The sequence below is a fragment of the Winogradskyella eximia genome, assembly GCF_003386165.1.
Taxonomy (GTDB): domain Bacteria; phylum Bacteroidota; class Bacteroidia; order Flavobacteriales; family Flavobacteriaceae; genus Winogradskyella; species Winogradskyella eximia.
Map to the genome: position 1 here is coordinate 298,426 of NZ_QRDV01000001.1, position 15,720 is coordinate 314,145.

Annotated in this window: 15 protein-coding genes; 11 read left to right on the forward strand and 4 right to left on the reverse strand. The window is 33.3% G+C overall.

The genetic code is table 11. From position 1 onward, the window contains the following. Window positions 1–28: 28 nt before the first annotated feature. The gene (locus DFQ10_RS01270) at window positions 29–1,963 is read right to left on the reverse strand and encodes a M1 family aminopeptidase (protein ID WP_115815617.1); all 1,935 of its coding nucleotides are present in this window, start codon (window positions 1,961–1,963) and stop codon (window positions 29–31) included. 86 nt (window positions 1,964–2,049) lie between these two features. Here DFQ10_RS01270 and DFQ10_RS01275 point away from each other — a divergent pair, with 86 nt between their 5' ends. From DFQ10_RS01275 to DFQ10_RS18645, 4 genes are all read left to right on the forward strand, one after another. Next, the gene (locus DFQ10_RS01275; protein WP_115815618.1) at window positions 2,050–2,730 is read left to right on the forward strand and encodes an SCO family protein; all 681 of its coding nucleotides are present in this window, start codon (window positions 2,050–2,052) and stop codon (window positions 2,728–2,730) included. Between the two features lie 92 nt (window positions 2,731–2,822). Next, complete coding sequence (locus tag DFQ10_RS01280) at window positions 2,823–3,056, forward strand: FeoA family protein (RefSeq protein ID WP_115815619.1); 234 nt, start codon at window positions 2,823–2,825, stop codon at window positions 3,054–3,056. Continuing rightward, the gene (gene feoB, locus DFQ10_RS01285; protein ID WP_115815620.1) at window positions 3,049–5,148 is read left to right on the forward strand and encodes a ferrous iron transport protein B; all 2,100 of its coding nucleotides are present in this window, start codon (window positions 3,049–3,051) and stop codon (window positions 5,146–5,148) included. The genes DFQ10_RS01280 and feoB overlap by 8 nt, the downstream gene beginning before the upstream one ends. Window position 5,149: 1 nt before the next feature. After that, window positions 5,150–5,290: a FeoB-associated Cys-rich membrane protein gene (locus DFQ10_RS18645; RefSeq protein ID WP_115815621.1), complete on the forward strand. Its 141-nt coding sequence runs from the start codon at window positions 5,150–5,152 to the stop codon at window positions 5,288–5,290. Window positions 5,291–5,528: 238 nt separating this feature from the next. Here DFQ10_RS18645 and DFQ10_RS01300 read toward each other — a convergent pair whose 3' ends face one another. Together DFQ10_RS01300 and DFQ10_RS01305 are read right to left on the reverse strand one after the other, a co-directional pair. Beyond that, window positions 5,529–6,338 (reverse strand): DUF6503 family protein, encoded by an 810-nt coding sequence (locus tag DFQ10_RS01300; RefSeq protein WP_115815623.1) that lies wholly within the window; start codon window positions 6,336–6,338, stop codon window positions 5,529–5,531. A 120-nt stretch (window positions 6,339–6,458) separates the two neighbouring features. Continuing rightward, on the reverse strand, window positions 6,459–7,115 hold the full coding sequence (locus DFQ10_RS01305) for a metal-dependent transcriptional regulator (protein ID WP_115815624.1): 657 nt from the start codon (window positions 7,113–7,115) through the stop codon (window positions 6,459–6,461). A gap of 99 nt (window positions 7,116–7,214) precedes the next feature. On the opposite strand from DFQ10_RS01305, the gene DFQ10_RS01310 reads away from it, so the two are divergent. The 5 genes from DFQ10_RS01310 (at window position 7,215) to DFQ10_RS01330 (ending at window position 13,630) form a co-directional block, all read left to right on the forward strand. Further along, window positions 7,215–9,467, forward strand: a complete 2,253-nt coding sequence (locus tag DFQ10_RS01310; RefSeq protein ID WP_115815625.1) for a TonB-dependent receptor — start codon at window positions 7,215–7,217, stop codon at window positions 9,465–9,467. Window positions 9,468–9,507: 40 nt separating this feature from the next. Then, window positions 9,508–10,419: a metal ABC transporter solute-binding protein, Zn/Mn family gene (locus DFQ10_RS01315; protein WP_115815626.1), complete on the forward strand. Its 912-nt coding sequence runs from the start codon at window positions 9,508–9,510 to the stop codon at window positions 10,417–10,419. A gap of 46 nt (window positions 10,420–10,465) precedes the next feature. Further along, a complete protein-coding gene (locus DFQ10_RS01320; RefSeq protein WP_245940581.1) occupies window positions 10,466–11,263 on the forward strand; it encodes a metal ABC transporter ATP-binding protein in 798 nt (265 codons plus the stop codon). Between the two features lie 86 nt (window positions 11,264–11,349). Next, on the forward strand, window positions 11,350–12,477 hold the full coding sequence (locus tag DFQ10_RS01325; protein ID WP_115815627.1) for a metal ABC transporter permease: 1,128 nt from the start codon (window positions 11,350–11,352) through the stop codon (window positions 12,475–12,477). Then, window positions 12,470–13,630 carry a metal ABC transporter permease gene (locus DFQ10_RS01330; RefSeq protein ID WP_115815628.1) on the forward strand — a complete coding sequence of 387 codons (1,161 nt, stop codon included), beginning with the start codon at window positions 12,470–12,472 and terminating at the stop codon, window positions 13,628–13,630. Before DFQ10_RS01325 ends, DFQ10_RS01330 begins: the two co-directional genes overlap by 8 nt. 285 nt (window positions 13,631–13,915) lie before the next feature. Here the strand turns inward: DFQ10_RS01330 and DFQ10_RS01335 are convergent, their stop codons facing one another. Continuing rightward, on the reverse strand, window positions 13,916–14,704 hold the full coding sequence (locus tag DFQ10_RS01335) for a TerB family tellurite resistance protein (RefSeq protein WP_115815629.1): 789 nt from the start codon (window positions 14,702–14,704) through the stop codon (window positions 13,916–13,918). Between the two features lie 124 nt (window positions 14,705–14,828). Here DFQ10_RS01335 and DFQ10_RS01340 point away from each other — a divergent pair, with 124 nt between their 5' ends. Together DFQ10_RS01340 and DFQ10_RS01345 are read left to right on the forward strand one after the other, a co-directional pair. After that, window positions 14,829–15,248, forward strand: coding sequence for a hypothetical protein (locus tag DFQ10_RS01340; protein WP_147299159.1), 420 nt, complete (start codon window positions 14,829–14,831; stop codon window positions 15,246–15,248). Window positions 15,249–15,251: 3 nt separating this feature from the next. Beyond that, window positions 15,252–15,659: a hypothetical protein gene (locus tag DFQ10_RS01345; RefSeq protein ID WP_115815631.1), complete on the forward strand. Its 408-nt coding sequence runs from the start codon at window positions 15,252–15,254 to the stop codon at window positions 15,657–15,659. Window positions 15,660–15,720 lie beyond the last annotated feature (61 nt).

The window sequence follows — 15,720 nt, forward strand, 5'->3', positions numbered from 1 at the left end:
ATGCCAATAAACTAAATGCAATACTTCGCTAAATTTTTATTATTCTTTTATTAATTATTTGGTCTTCTGTTTGAAATTGAACAAATAAGATACCTGATGCTAAAGTATTTAAATCAAGTTCGGGAGTCCAACGTTGTTGCAGTAATAATTGACCTAAACTATTATAGACTTTAATATCTTTAATCTCTATATGCTCTGGTTTTTCAATATGTATTACTGAGGTTGTTGGGTTAGGGTATAGCGTAATATCAGAATTAAAATTAAAATCAGAAGTACTTAAGGTGATGGAATTGTTTTTTGAGATTAAATGATAATCCGGATCAAATAGCACTTCTTGAATGGTGAAATTTATAGTTTCAAAAAATTGTTGATCATTTACTGAATGATCTAAAACAAGGTCTAATGTTTCTCCTAATGTGCCAATAACCCTTATAGGAACACCTGCTTCAAAAAAGGAAACAGACGAATGACTTTGCGTTTGTGATAACATAATTTGTAACTGATTTCCATTTTGACTCCAATTAACATTATAGCTTGGGTATCCTTGGTTATAGATCCAATCATTAAAAAATTCATCTAAATTTTCACCAGTTGTTAATTCCATGGCATCAATAAAATCTTGTGTTTTAGCATAATCAAAGGCTAGTGCAGGTGTGTCTAAATAATCTTGCATACCTTGGTAAAAGTCGGTATCATCTAGTTTGCGTCTTAACATATGTAACGCCATAGCTCCTTTATTATAACTCAGTCTGCTGCTAAAGATTCTATTTACGCTTGTTGTATCTTGGTCTGTGAGATATACAGATCCACTTGGGCTAGATGTAATATTGTTTACGGTCTGTTGCCTCCACGATTTAAAACTAGCTTCGCCATCTAAATTTTCAATAGCCAATGCTGCTAGGTAAGTTGCAAAACCTTCGTTTAACCATATATCTTTCCAACTACCGCAAGTTATTTTATTGCCAAACCATTGGTGCGCTAGTTCGTGAGCAATAAGACCTCTATTAAAAGAACCCATAAAGGAAATTGTGGTGTGCTCCATGCCTCCTCCCCAACCAAATTGGGCATGGCCATATTTTTCGTCTGCAAAAGGATATTCTTCAAATAAATTGGTAAAAATATTCATGATATCTACAGTTACACCTGTACTTGCTTGAGCGCTTGCTAAATTTTCAGGATATACATAATTTACAATATCAAAAGGATTTCCGTTATTAGGAACTTGGTGAGAATATACTTCGTAATTTGTTACGGCAAAGGCAACTAAGTAGGCAGGAATTGGATGTTGATGTTTGAAATGAGTCGTTTTTTCTGAATTATATACAGTCTGATTTATTTCTAGTCCGTTTGAAGCCACAACATAGCTTTCATTTGATGGGTTAAATTCTGGAGTTGTAACATATACGTCTATCGCTTCAATCTTATCAATTAAATCTTGCTTACATGGCCACCATCCTTTTGCTCCGTACGGTTCAGATAGCGTCCAAATTATTGGGTCACCATTATGTGTAGTTTGTTCAAATGAACCAAAACCAGAGCTTATAGGATTACCAGAATAACTTACTGTTAACGAATCTAAAACACCTTGTGCCTGTGTAAGTGGTAATGTAATAACTAATTCATCGTCCGAATTTTGTGCATAACTTAAGCTGTTACCACGTTGTAAAACTTGAGAAACTATCATGTTGTCAGCTAAATCAAAGGTGATTTCGCTCATGGCTTCTTTTGCTTCAAAATAAGTAGTAACCTCCCCAGAAATTTCGGCCTGTGAAGGATCTACATTTAATTCTAAGCGATGGTATTTAACATCATAATTTCCTGTATTCTCGTTTTGAGAATTTCTCATTTGAAGTAATGCTGTGTTTGCTTCTGCAGACCGAATGGCATTTAGCGTATCGTTATAGTCTTGAGCGTTTATTTGAAGTACAAATAGAAATATAAAGCATGTAAAAAATCGTGTCATAGCCCTCATTTTTAGTGTTAAAAATAAAGTATTTATTGAGATTCGGTTGTATTTTTGGTCTTCAAATTTTTTTTAACAGATCTATAATGTCATTTATTTCATTTTTTAAAGGCTATAAAAATTTCGGAATTTTCTTTTCCATACTTTCAATTATTATTATGACAATCATTTATAATGTGTTGAATGTGAAACAACCACTTCCTATATATCAGCCTGCTATGGTAAGTGAAGAATTAGTAGATAGCACAATTCAACATCAATTAAAATATCATAAAATTGCAGATTTTAGTTTAACCAATCAAAACGGAGAAACGATAACACAAGATAATTATAAGGATAAAATATATGTAGCAGATTTCTTTTTTACTACCTGCCAAACCATTTGCCCAGTAATGACTAAAAACATGGGACAAATACAAGATGCCATTGTTGATGATGAAGATATTATGTTACTCTCACATTCAGTAACTCCAAAAATTGATAGTGTTGCACAACTTAAAAAATATGCGATTGAAAAAGGGGTTATAGATAGAAAGTGGAATTTAGTTACTGGAGATAAAAAACAAATCTATGAACTAGCAAGAAAAAGCTATCTCGCTGTAAAAACAGATGGTAACGGAGATGAATATGATATGATCCATACTGAAAACTTTATGCTCATTGATAAAAAGCGTCAAATTAGAGGATTTTATGACGGTACAAAGCCAGAGGATATTGAACGTATTTTAGAAGATATTGAAACTTTAAAGTATTTTGATGGTTTGTAAAAACCGCTCACTCAAATAAATATTCATTGTCTTGCTTTTTACACTAACAAATTTCTCTTACTTTTGCTTCTTTAAAATTAATCTAAATAAGGATAAGGTTGACATTAGCAGATCTAAAACGTGGACAACAAGGCATTATCACTGATGTGTCTTCTATTCATATTCCATTAAAACTTCTCGAAATGGGTTGTTTACCTGGTAATTTAGTAGAACTTGTACAAGTGGCTCCTTTCGCGGATCCAATGTATCTTAACATTAACGGAACACATTTAGCGATTAGAAAAGAAACTGCTATTCACATTATAATTGAAACTGCACATGAGTAAGCAGATCAACGTTGCATTAATAGGAAACCCAAACACAGGAAAAACATCTGTTTTTAATGCGCTTACTGGATTAAATCAGAAAGTTGGAAATTATCCTGGTATTACGGTTGAAAAGAAAGAGGGTATTTGCAAACTGCCACGAGGAGTAAAAGCGCATATCATTGATTTACCTGGAACCTATAGCTTAAATGCATCGTCCTTAGATGAAAACGTTGTTATTGAATTACTACTTAATAAAAACGATAAAGATTACCCAGATGTTGCTGTTGTTGTTAGTGATGTTGAAAATTTGAAGCGGAATCTTTTATTATTCACTCAAATTAAAGATTTAAAAATTCCAACAATTTTAGTCATTAACATGGCTGACAGAATGGAATATAAAGGTATTTCATTAAATCTAGATCATTTAGAAGAGGAGCTTAAAACTAAGATTGCTTTAGTAAGTACTCGAAAAAACAAGGGCATAGACAAGCTAAAAGAATTAATAGCGACTCATAAAGAGCTCTCTGTAGAACCTTGTCTAGATGCATCTAGCATAGATAAAGCCTATTTTGACAACTTAAGAAAAGCATTCCCTAATCAATTGTTATATAAACTTTGGTTAGTAATTACGCAAGATGTCAACTTTGGGAAAACGGATCGAACAACATTTGATAAAGTAGAAGATTTTAAAACAAAGTCTAAAGCCGATTTAAAACGTTTGCAACAAAAGGAAACCATAAAACGTTATCAATTTATTAATGAAACTCTTAAAGAAGGACAAAGTATTGACCTTAAGTCTGCTAAAGATTTACGTATAAAGTTAGATAGAATTCTAACACATAAAGTTTGGGGTTATTTAATTTTCGGAATCATTTTACTCACCATTTTTCAAGCGATTTACGATTGGTCGAGTATTCCCATGGATTTTATAGATAGTTCTTTTGCCTCGTTAAGCGAGTGGACAAAAAACACCTTACCAGAAGGTGCCTTTACAAATCTTTTGGCTGAAGGTATTATCTCAGGACTTGGAGGCATCGTTATATTCATTCCACAGATTGCCTTCTTGTTTTTGTTTATTTCCATTCTTGAAGAAAGTGGTTATATGAGTCGCGTGGTCTTTTTAATGGATCGTATTATGCGACGTTTTGGGTTAAGCGGAAAAAGTGTAGTGCCTTTAATTTCTGGAACAGCTTGTGCGATACCTGCAATTATGGCAACTCGAAATATTGAAAGCTGGAAAGAGCGTTTAATTACTATTTTAGTCACTCCATTCACCACGTGCTCAGCAAGATTACCAGTATATCTTATTATTATTGCTTTAGTTATACCTGAAGGACGAGTTTTAGGATTAAGCTATCAAGCCTTAACTTTAATGCTCTTATACCTTATTGGCTTTGGAGCCGCAGTTGGCTCTGCTTGGATTCTAAATAAAATATTGAAAATAAAAAGTAAGAGTTTCTTTGTGGTAGAAATGCCAAACTACAAATTACCATTATTTAAAAACGTTGCCTTAACAGTTTTAGAAAAAACAAAAGCTTTTGTATTTGGAGCTGGTAAAATTATACTTGCCATATCTATTGTATTGTGGTTTTTAGCTTCTTATGGCCCAGGAGATGACTTTAATAATGCAGAAAATATTGTTACTGAAGAATATGCTTCAGAGAGTCTATCTCAAATTGAATTAGAACAAAAAATAGCTTCTCACAAATTAGAACATTCTTTTATTGGTATTGCAGGTCATGCTATAGAACCAGCAATAAGACCATTAGGTTACGACTGGAAAATTGGTATTGCCATAGTAAGTTCTTTTGCTGCACGTGAAGTTTTTGTTGGTACTTTAGCTACCATTTATAGCGTTGGTAGCGATGAAGAAGAAACCATTAAAAACAGAATGGCTGGAGAGGTAAATCCTATACTTGGAGGACCATTATTTAATTTTGCTTCAGGTATTTCTCTGCTTTTGTTTTATGCTTTTGCTATGCAATGTATGAGTACACTTGCCATAGTAAAAAAAGAAACGAATTCATGGAAGTGGCCAATGTATCAATTAGTAATTATGAGTGCTTTTGCTTACCTTGTAGCTTTAATAGCTTTTCAAGTCTTGAAATGATATGAACACAATAATTCAAAACATATTAGTTTTTTCAGCAGTAGGTTTGGCCTTGCTTTTTTTAGTACGGAAATATATTTGGTCACCTAAGAAAAAATCAACCAAAGCTTGTGGAGGTGATGATGGCTGCGGATGTCATTAATTGTTATTTCAATCGCTTACTTTTTTGATTACAAATCTAATAAATCAACGTTTTTAAAAGACCTCATCAGTGGCATCATTACATGCATTGGTCTATTTGTTTCTGCACTAGTATTTATTACGCTGTTAGACTTAAACATCGTTCATGGTATTTTCGCTGTAGGTATAGAAATTATTCTTGTATTCGCCTTAAAAGCTTTTATACAGAGTAGGAGCAATAATAGTAAATAGGTTTAATCTTATTTTTCTATAAAATCTGCAGGAATAGAAAAAGTATCAGCAGTTGGAGTTACAAACTTCACATTATTGATAGTAGTATTACCAATTACTTTACCTAAACCAGCATCTTTAGACCACTCATAAAATTCCCAATTATGTGCAATTGGCACACCGTCAATCATTTTATAATTAGAGTATCCTATGGCGTGAGGATCTGATTCAGCTGCTTCTGTAGATTTATTAACGGTAACAATATAAGCCGCATAATCTATCATATTGTTTTTTGGGTCGCTGTAAACAATATACCAATCATCTGGAGCATCTCCAGTATTGGCTTCAAACGTTAAACGCTGTGTATTATATGTTTTATCATTAAGCCTTGAAACCTCTACATTAGACCAAATAGTTCCTTGATCGCTCAACTTAGTAGGAAACAATAAGAAATACATCCAAGTATAAGCATCAAACCGAGCGGCTTTGTCATTTATTAGGTTCGGAGAATGGAATACCTTTTCACCATCAAAATAAATAAATGTACCATCTTTCAATTCAATTTTTCCTTTTGTAGAATTGGTTAAATACGTCATTTTTCCATTAAGGCGCTCATTACCACCAAAACTAATCACCATATCTAACTCAATAGCTTCATTAGATAAAAAAACATCCTTATTATAAGCGTTTTCAATAGTTTCTACTGGTGTGAGAATCTGGTTTTCTACTATTGGTTCTGAGGCTTCTGTTTCAATAGTTTCTTTCTTTTCACTTTTACAACTTGTCGAAACAATTAAAAGCAATACACAGACAATACTAAACTTGAATATTTGAGACATATTTTGGGATTTTGTTGAAATAATTGACCAAATTATAATGTAAAATGAACACTACCGATTAGACCCAGAAATTTTATGATAAGTTTAGCTTTTAAGATGAAAAGATGTAATTATCGAACTTTAAATCTTCTTCAAATACAAATTTTTGGCAACACTTTGAGATACTACAATTTCAGAATTTTCTAAAGTTAGCTTTATAGAGTTATCATAAGGCTCTTTATGTTTCACAGTAATTATTGTGCCGAGTGCAATATGATTACTGTCTAGGTATTTTAAAAATTTAGAAGACGTATCGTCTACACCAACACATTTATAAGTAGATCCAACTTCGGCTTTGGCCAAAACAATTTTTTCAATATGCTTAAAGTTACCTTCCTTATCTGGTATAGGATCACCATGTGGATCGTGTGTTGGGAATTCTAAGAACGCATCTAACTCATTAATCAGTTTATCCGATTTAATATGCTCTAAATGTTCTGCAACTTCGTGAACTTCATCCCAAGAGAAATTGAGTTTCTCAACTAAAAATACTTCCCAAAGGCGGTGTTTTCTAATGATATTTACAGCAACACGTCTACCATCATCTGTTAAGGTAACACCTTGGTATTTTTTATAATCCGCGTAATTCTTTTCAGATAGTTTTTTAATCATATCTGTAACAGAAGATGCTTTGGTCTGCATAGCAGAAGCTATGGCATTTGTATTTACCGTTTTTTCGCCATTACTGCTTAAGTGGTAAATCGCTTTAATGTAATTTTCTTCTGTTAGTGTAATCATAGTTTTAGCGTGTATTGCAAATATAGAAAAGATAAACTTCTTAAAATATTTTTAGACTAATCTAAAAATGTTTTTATATTTGTGTAAAAATAATTCAAGATGAAGCTAATTAATGTGTTTGTTTTTATGATTTTTGCTAGCGCAGCAGCACAGTCAACTTTCAATTTAGAAGGAAAAGTTCTATCTAACGGTAAGCCTCTTCCGTACGCAAATGTGTATATTGAAAGCACAGATAAAGGTGCCACAACTAATGAGAATGGTGTTTTTAGCATCCCTAATTTAGACGCTGGAAATTACATAATAGTAGCTTCTTTTGCAGGTTATACTATTCAAAAGAAAACCGTTAAAATTAAAGCCAAAGGCAGTTATATCACTTTTAACTTAAACGAAGATGATGCGCTTGATGAAGTGATTATCACAGGAACTCTAAAAGCGGTTTCAAGATTAGAAAGTCCTGTTCCTGTAGAGGTTTACACACCTGCATTTTTAAAGAAAAATCCAACACCAAATATTTTTGAAGCTCTTCAGAATGTTAATGGAGTTCGTCCACAATTAAACTGCAACATTTGCAATACTGGAGATATTCATATTAATGGCTTAGAAGGTCCATACACCTTAGTTTTAATAGATGGTATGCCAATTGTTAGTGGATTATCTACAGTTTACGGATTATCTGGGATTCCTAATTCGCTTATTGAACAAATAGAAGTAGTTAAAGGACCTGCATCTTCATTATATGGTAGTGAGGCTGTTGGTGGACTTATAAATGTGATTACCAAATTACCTGAAAACTCCCCTCGTTTCTTTGTAGATGCCTTTGTAACGGGTTGGGGAGAAACCAACTTAGACTTTGGTTTTAAAGCCCAAGTAGGTAAAAAAGCGACTGTTTTAGTAGGTACTAACTACTTTAAGTTTGATGAACTTGTAGATAATAACAATGATAATTTTACAGATTTAACTTTACAAGATCGCATTTCAATATTTCAAAAATGGGATTTTAAAAGGGTAAGTAACCGAAAATTATCTTTGGCTGGTCGTTACTTTTATGAAGATCGTTGGGGAGGAGAACTCCAATGGAACAAAACTTATAGAGGTGGAGATGCTATTTATGGCGAAAGCATTTATACGTCGCGCTTTGAAATCTTAGGAAACTACGAATTGCCTTTGAGTGAAAAAGTAAACTTTCAATTTTCATATTCCGATCACGATCAAAATTCAGTATATGGGATCACTCCTTATTTAGCGCAACAACGCATTGGTTTTGGTCAGTTAATTTGGGATAAAAAAATAGACAAACACGACTTATTATTCGGAACCGCATTACGTTATAATTATTATAATGACAATACAACCGCAACCATAGGTGCCGACGAAGTAACCATTCCTTCATTATTCATTCAAGATGAAATTGCCTTCAACAAAAAGCAAAGTTTATTACTTGGTATGCGTTATGATTACGATAGCAGACATGGCAATATTTTCACACCAAGAATAGCTTATAGATACAAACCCACTGACAATGATATTATACGCCTTAATGCAGGTACCGGCTTTAGAGTCGTCAATTTATTTACTGAAGAACATGCAGCACTTACAGGAGCAAGAGATGTTATTATAGAAGAGGCTTTACAACCCGAAGAATCCTATAATGTTACACTTAATTATTTGAAAAAATTATACCTAGACAATGGTATATATTTTACCTTTGACACCTCAGCTTGGTACACGTATTTTACTAATGCTATACTACCAGATTACGACACCAATCCTAATGAAATTATATACAGCAACTTGGATGGTTACTCCACGTCTAAAGGCTTTAGTTTAAATGTCGATGCTGTTTTTGGTAGTGGTATAAAAGCGTCTATAGGTGCCACTTATCAAGATGTTTCTCAAACTGAAAATGGCCAACGCATTAAACAAATTTTAACTGAACAATACTCTGGCGTATGGTCGCTGTCCTACAAGAATTACAAAACAAATTTGACATTAGATTATACAGGAAATCTTTACGGACCAATGCGACTGCCTTTGTTAGGAGATTTAGATCCAAGACAAGAGTATTCACCAATGTGGAGCATTCAAAACATACAAGCAACCTATGATGGTTTAGATAATCTTGAAATTTATGCTGGAGTAAAAAACCTATTAAATTGGACACCAAACAAAGGAAACCCTTTTATAATCGCTAGAGCAGATGATCCTTTTGACGAAAACGTTCAATTTAATGGAGATGGTGATGTCATTCCTACAACAGACAATCCATACGCATTAACATTTGATCCGTCTTATGTTTATGGACCAAATCAAGGTATCAGATTATTTTTTGGAGTAAGATATTACTTAAATTAATCATACAATTTTAGTACCTTCGTAATAAATATTTAGATACATGAAAAAAATAATTTTCCTATTAGCTATCACGCTCATTTTTACAGCTTGTAAGGATGCTACTAAAGATAACGGGAAGTTAAATATAGTTACCACTACAACTATGCTTACCGATTTAGTACAGAATATTGGATCAGATATGGTAAACACACAAGGCTTAATGGGGTCTGGAGTAGATCCACACCTTTATAAAGCTAGCGAAGGCGATGTTTCTAAATTAGTGAATGCAGATATTATTTTCTACAGTGGATTACATTTAGAAGGAAAACTAGTAGAGGTACTTGAAAAAATGGAGAGTTCTAACAAAACCACCATTGCACTTGCAGATGCACTCGATAAAAACACGCTTATAGGTTCTGAGTATTTTGCTTCAAATTACGATCCTCATGTTTGGTTCGATATTAATTATTTTGAACAATTTGCAAAAAAAGTCGCGGCAGTATTATCTGAAAAAGATCCAAAAAATGCAGAAAAATACGAAGCCAATAAAAATGCTTATATCCTAAAACTAGAAGCGCTTCAAAATAACATTAAGCAAACTATAGCAACACTTCCAGTGGAAAAAAGGATCTTAGTGACTGCGCATGATGCTTTTAATTATTTTGGAAAAGCTTACGGATTTGAGGTTGTCGGCTTACAAGGCATATCTACAGCTACTGAAGCAGGTGTTCAAGATGTTCAAAAATTAGCTACCTTTATTATAGAAAAACAAATCAAAGCCATATTTATAGAGAGCTCAGTACCAAAACGTACTATTGAAGCTTTACAAGCTTCTGTAAATTCTAAAGGACATGATGTGAAAATTGGAGGCACACTATATTCTGATGCCCTTGGAAATGCTGGAACACTTGAAGGTACCTACATTGGTATGTTTGAATATAATGTGAATACAATTGTTAATGCTCTGAAATAAAATTCTTGCGAAGGCAGGAATCTCATGAATTTAGTTTAATTCTAAAATGAAAAAAGAATCAAAGGAAAATATAAAACATAGTAGTCTTAGTGATGAGACTCCTACCGGAGCAGGAACAATTGCAGTAAAAGTTGATGATTTAACCGTAGCCTATAATTACAAACCAGTACTTTGGGATATTGATTTAGAGATTCCTGAAGGCGTTTTAATGGCTATTGTAGGACCAAATGGAGCAGGGAAATCCACACTTATAAAATCGATATTAGGAATTTTAAAGCCAATTGCAGGAAGTGTAACGATCTACGGAAAATCTTATGAGAAACAACGTAAACTTGTCGCTTACGTTCCTCAAAAAGGTAGTGTAGATTGGGATTTTCCCACCACAGCATTAGATGTGGTAATGATGGGAACTTACGGAAGTTTGGGCTGGATAAAACGTCCTGGTCAAAAAGAAAAAAAAGCAGCTCTCGAAGCTTTAGAGAAAGTAGGCATGTTAGCTTTTCAGGGACGTCAAATTAGTCAACTTTCAGGTGGACAACAACAGCGTATTTTCTTAGCACGAGCCTTAGTACAAAATGCATCTATCTATTTTATGGATGAACCGTTTCAAGGTGTCGATGCAACAACTGAAATAGCAATTATTAATATCTTAAAAGAATTGCGAAAAGCAGGAAAAACAGTCATTGTAGTGCATCACGATTTACAAACCGTACCTGAATATTTTGATTGGGTAACTTTTTTAAACGTGAAGAAGATTGCCACAGGTCCAGTAAAAGATATCTTTAATGATGACAACTTAACGAAGACTTATGGTATTAATTATAAAGTGAGTATACAAGAATAGCTATCAATCTTGCGAAAGCAAGAATCTTATAAATAGAAATTAAAACATGATAAAGTAGGATGATATTCCTGCTTTCACAGAAAGTTTTGGACATAACAAAATACATAGAATTAGTTTTCACAGACTACACCCTTAGAACCATTACGTTGGGAACGGCAATTTTAGGTGCCATAACAGGAATGTTAGGAAGTTTTGCTGTACTTAGAAAACAAAGTTTATTGGGAGATGCTATTTCGCATGCTGCATTACCAGGTATTGCAATTGCTTTCTTAATAACAGGTGCAAAAGACACCAATACACTTTTAGTAGGAGCACTTGTTAGTGGACTCATAGGAACCTTTTGGATTAAAAGTATTGTAACTAAAACCCACTTAAAATCGGATACCGCTTTAGGACTTATTTTATCCGTATTTTTTGGTTTCGGAATGTTACTACTCACATTTATTCAAAAACAACCCAATGCAAACCAAGCAGGTTTAGATAAATATCTTTTTGGGCAAGCAGCAACTTTAGTAGAAAGTGATGTTTGGATGATGGCTATCGTTACAGGACTTTGCTTAATAGTAATGCTCACTTTCTGGAAAGAATTTAAAATCTTACTTTTTGATGCCGATTATACAAAAACACTTGGCTTTAATACCAGAACTATAGATGTTCTGATTACCGTTTTTATAGTCATAGCTATTGTTTTAGGCTTACAAACTGTAGGTGTTGTTTTAATGAGTGCTATGCTTTTAGCACCTGCTGCTGCTGCCAGACAATGGACAAATAGTTTAGCGACAATGGTATTTTTAGCAGCGATATTTGGAGCTTTCTCAGGCGTCTTTGGTACTGCAATAAGTGCAAGTCAAAATAATTTATCTACAGGACCTGTTATTGTACTTGTAGCAAGTGTATTTGTAGGTTTTTCATTTATATTTTCACCGAGTCGAGGTTTATTATTCAAGCAAATTAGAGTTATAAAAAATAGACGTGATTTAGAATTGCATAAAACCCTAGCATTTATGTATCACATTGCAGAAACTCACGAAAACATTTCGCATCCACACACCATAAAAATATTAAACAATTTTCAAGGGTATACAAAAAATACACTTTCAAAATTGGTTGACAAAGGCTATGTAGAACTTAACGGAAAAATGTGGAGTTTAACACAAGACGGTTTTAAAACAGCTTCTAATTTATATAATCAGCAAAACGAAATCAATGAATAGCGCACAATTAGAAATACAGCTTATTGCAAGTATCGTTGCGGTTGCTTGCGCCATACCAGGAACATTTTTAGTGCTTAGAAAAATGGCAATGATTAGCGATGCTATTAGTCACGCTATATTACCAGGAATTGTTATAGGATTTTTCATAACACAAGATTTAAATTCTCCTGTTCTCATTCTTTTAGCTGCATTAACAGGAATTATTACCGTGGTTCTTGTGGAGTACATTCAAAAAACGGGCTTAGTAAAAGAAGATACAGCCATTGGTTTGGTGTTTCCTGCGTTGTTTAGTATCGGAGTAATTCTTATTGCTAAAAATGCAAATGATATTCACTTAGATGTCGATGCGGTTTTGTTGGGTGAATTGGCTTTTGCACCATTTGATAGATTATTAATAGGAGGCACAGATGTTGGACCAAAATCACTTTGGGTAGTTGGGTCTATCTTGCTCGTTACAATTACATTGTTAATCTTATTTTTTAAGGAATTAAAAGTTAGTACGTTTGATAAAGGCTTAGCTGCTTCTTTAGGATTTTCACCAGCTGTTATTCACTACGGGTTAATGTCAGTGTCCTCAATAACAACTGTTGGAGCATTTGATGCTGTTGGAGCAATACTAGTTGTTGCACTTATGATTGCGCCAGCCGCTTCAGCCTATTTACTAACTACTGATTTAAAGAAAATGTTAGCATTAGCTATCAGTTTTGGCATCTTTAGTGCCATTTTCGGTTATTGGGTTGCGCATTGGCTAGATGCTTCTATTGCTGGCTCAATAACAACCGTTCTTGGTTTGGTGTTTTTATTGGTGTATTTATTTGCTCCAACAAAAGGTATCATAGCGGTAATGTATAGAGAAAAACAACAGCAAACAGAGGTTTCCTTGTTAACGTTTTTATTACATCTAAAAAATCATGATGAAATTGAAGAGCGTCACGTAAACCACCTTTACGAACATATTAATTGGCAAAAAATTCGTGCTAAAAGCGTATTGGATTTAGCGCAGAAAAATAACATGATTCTCATTGAAAATAACATTGTTTCTTTAACTCAAAAAGGAGATGAATTTACGTCTAAAGCAATAGACTATATTATGACGAATGAGGATGCTCAGATTGAAGACATGAAAGCAGATTTCTTTTTATTTAGAGGGTGATTTTCTTACTGTTATTACCATTTCAAAATAATATGAAAGCTTTAGTTTCTATATCGACTAAGCCTAATATTTTTAAATAATCATGAATATATTAAATTATCTAACCGGTAAAAACGGATTAATCATTGTAGGATTTATTGTCCTATGCGTTTTTATATTTAATAAGTATAAAACGCAACTCTACTTTAAATATATTGAAAAAAGGGAAAAAGAAAGGAAAAAGTAAACTTCTATAATTTCAAATTTGTCAATTATGGGCTAAACACATATATGGGAGCTTAAGATTTATTTAAACCCACGCTCTTTCTGTATGTGCTCATAAGCTTCTTGCACTTGTCTAAACTTAGCTTCGGCACCCTCTTGATGTTCTTTACCTAAATGACCAACACGATCTGGATGGTATTTTTTAGCCATTGTTCTATATGCTTTTTTAACGTCAGCATCTGGTGCTGATTTATCTATTTCTAAGATTTTGTAAGCATTATCACTACTGTTATAAAACATTGCTTTTATGCTTTCGTAATCTCTGTTGCTAATTCCTAAATAACCCGTTATGGTAAAAATTTGTCTTAATTCGTCTTCAGTAACTAAGCCATCTGCTTTTGCAATCCCGAATAAAAAATGAAGCAGTTGTAAGCGAGATGCATGATCCATCATTTGCTTAATCTGTAAACAAACTTGACGTGTAGAAATATTTTGCTTAGTAATGCGCTTAAATAATTCAAAAGCCTTATTGGCTCTGTCTTTACCATACATATTGGTAAATTGTTGACGCACAAAATCTAATTCGCGTTGATCTTGTTTACCATCTGCTTTGATTACAATAGAAGCTAAAATTAATAAACTCACTTCAAAATCTCCAGATTGCGTTTGAGGTTTTGATGTTTGCTTACCATACTTTGGCCTTGTTTTATAGGTGTCGCGCTGTTGTCCTGTTCGGCGATCACCTAAAAGTGGTGTGCCTTTTTCTGATAAATTATCAACAAAACTGCCAATAGCTAATCCAATAATAGCACCTATTGGACCTCCAAAAGACCAACCTAAAGCACCACCTATCCATTTTGCAAAACTCATATTTTTTGTTTTATAAAATTCAAATATACTATATGTTAGTGGGATGAAAATGTAAATTGTTACGATTCATGTGCAACCTTTTATAGAAAATTCATCTTATAGATATAACCAATACTATAATATTATGAAAATCAATCTGTTTATTCCACTAATTTGTTTCGTTTTATTATTGTCGAGCTGTAGTCGAACAGACGATAATTTAGGAAATGAAGACGCAATTAATGTGCCATGGAGTTTAAAAAGTATTGTCGGAGGATTAGCAGGAACGAATGTTAATTTTAATATAGGCACGGTACTTTGGACTTTTAATGATAGCTCTAATACCTTAACTGTAATTAATAATAACACTAATGATGATGTTTATGATGGTTTAGAAACAGGCTCATACAGTTATACAATGACTATAATTGATGGTTTAGAATATCTTATTGTTAACGAAGATTATAATTTAGGTCGATTAGAATACATAAATTCTGAATTAACTTTAGATAACGGAATTCCGCTTGATGGCCTGTTATTAACGTTTGAAATATATATACCATAAATTATGAAAACTACTTTTTTCATTTTAGTATTAATGCTGTCCACATTAAGCTGCAACAGCGATGATGATACGCAGCAAAACTCCGATCCAACACTCGATGGTTCTTGGTCTTTAGTGAATGTTACTGGTGGTTTAGCCGGAATTGACGATGATTTTGAAACAGGTCTGATAATTTGGGATTTTAACCAAGATAATTTAGAGTTAACAGTTACTAATAATAACACAGTAAATGTTATTTATGACGGATTTCCAACTGGCACTTACGATTATGAGATTTTTACGGAAACCAATGGTGAAATGTCTGTAGTTATTAATACGGTTAGCTATAGAGTTACAACCTTGGCATCATCACAACTTGTAATCGATGAAGGTATTGTGGCAGACGGTTTCTTACTCACGTTTATCCGTTAATCTTTTTAGTTATAATAAATACTATTGAAAACAAAAATAGCATCATTTAAACTCCCAACTT

Excerpts from the sequence above, each read along its gene's own strand:
- DFQ10_RS01270 (WP_115815617.1), bottom strand. The coding sequence starts at position 1,963 with ATGACACGATTTTTTACATGCTTTATATTTCTATTTGTACTTCAAATA.
- DFQ10_RS01275 (WP_115815618.1), top strand. The coding sequence starts at position 2,050 with ATGTCATTTATTTCATTTTTTAAAGGCTATAAAAATTTCGGAATTTTC.
- feoB (WP_115815620.1), top strand. The coding sequence starts at position 3,049 with ATGAGTAAGCAGATCAACGTTGCATTAATAGGAAACCCAAACACAGGA.
- DFQ10_RS18645 (WP_115815621.1), top strand. The coding sequence starts at position 5,150 with ATGAACACAATAATTCAAAACATATTAGTTTTTTCAGCAGTAGGTTTG.
- DFQ10_RS01300 (WP_115815623.1), bottom strand. The coding sequence starts at position 6,338 with ATGTCTCAAATATTCAAGTTTAGTATTGTCTGTGTATTGCTTTTAATT.
- DFQ10_RS01305 (WP_115815624.1), bottom strand. The coding sequence starts at position 7,115 with ATGATTACACTAACAGAAGAAAATTACATTAAAGCGATTTACCACTTA.
- DFQ10_RS01310 (WP_115815625.1), top strand. The coding sequence starts at position 7,215 with ATGAAGCTAATTAATGTGTTTGTTTTTATGATTTTTGCTAGCGCAGCA.
- DFQ10_RS01315 (WP_115815626.1), top strand. The coding sequence starts at position 9,508 with ATGAAAAAAATAATTTTCCTATTAGCTATCACGCTCATTTTTACAGCT.
- DFQ10_RS01320 (WP_245940581.1), top strand. The coding sequence starts at position 10,466 with ATGAAAAAAGAATCAAAGGAAAATATAAAACATAGTAGTCTTAGTGAT.
- DFQ10_RS01330 (WP_115815628.1), top strand. The coding sequence starts at position 12,470 with ATGAATAGCGCACAATTAGAAATACAGCTTATTGCAAGTATCGTTGCG.
- DFQ10_RS01335 (WP_115815629.1), bottom strand. The coding sequence starts at position 14,704 with ATGAGTTTTGCAAAATGGATAGGTGGTGCTTTAGGTTGGTCTTTTGGA.
- DFQ10_RS01340 (WP_147299159.1), top strand. The coding sequence starts at position 14,829 with ATGAAAATCAATCTGTTTATTCCACTAATTTGTTTCGTTTTATTATTG.
- DFQ10_RS01345 (WP_115815631.1), top strand. The coding sequence starts at position 15,252 with ATGAAAACTACTTTTTTCATTTTAGTATTAATGCTGTCCACATTAAGC.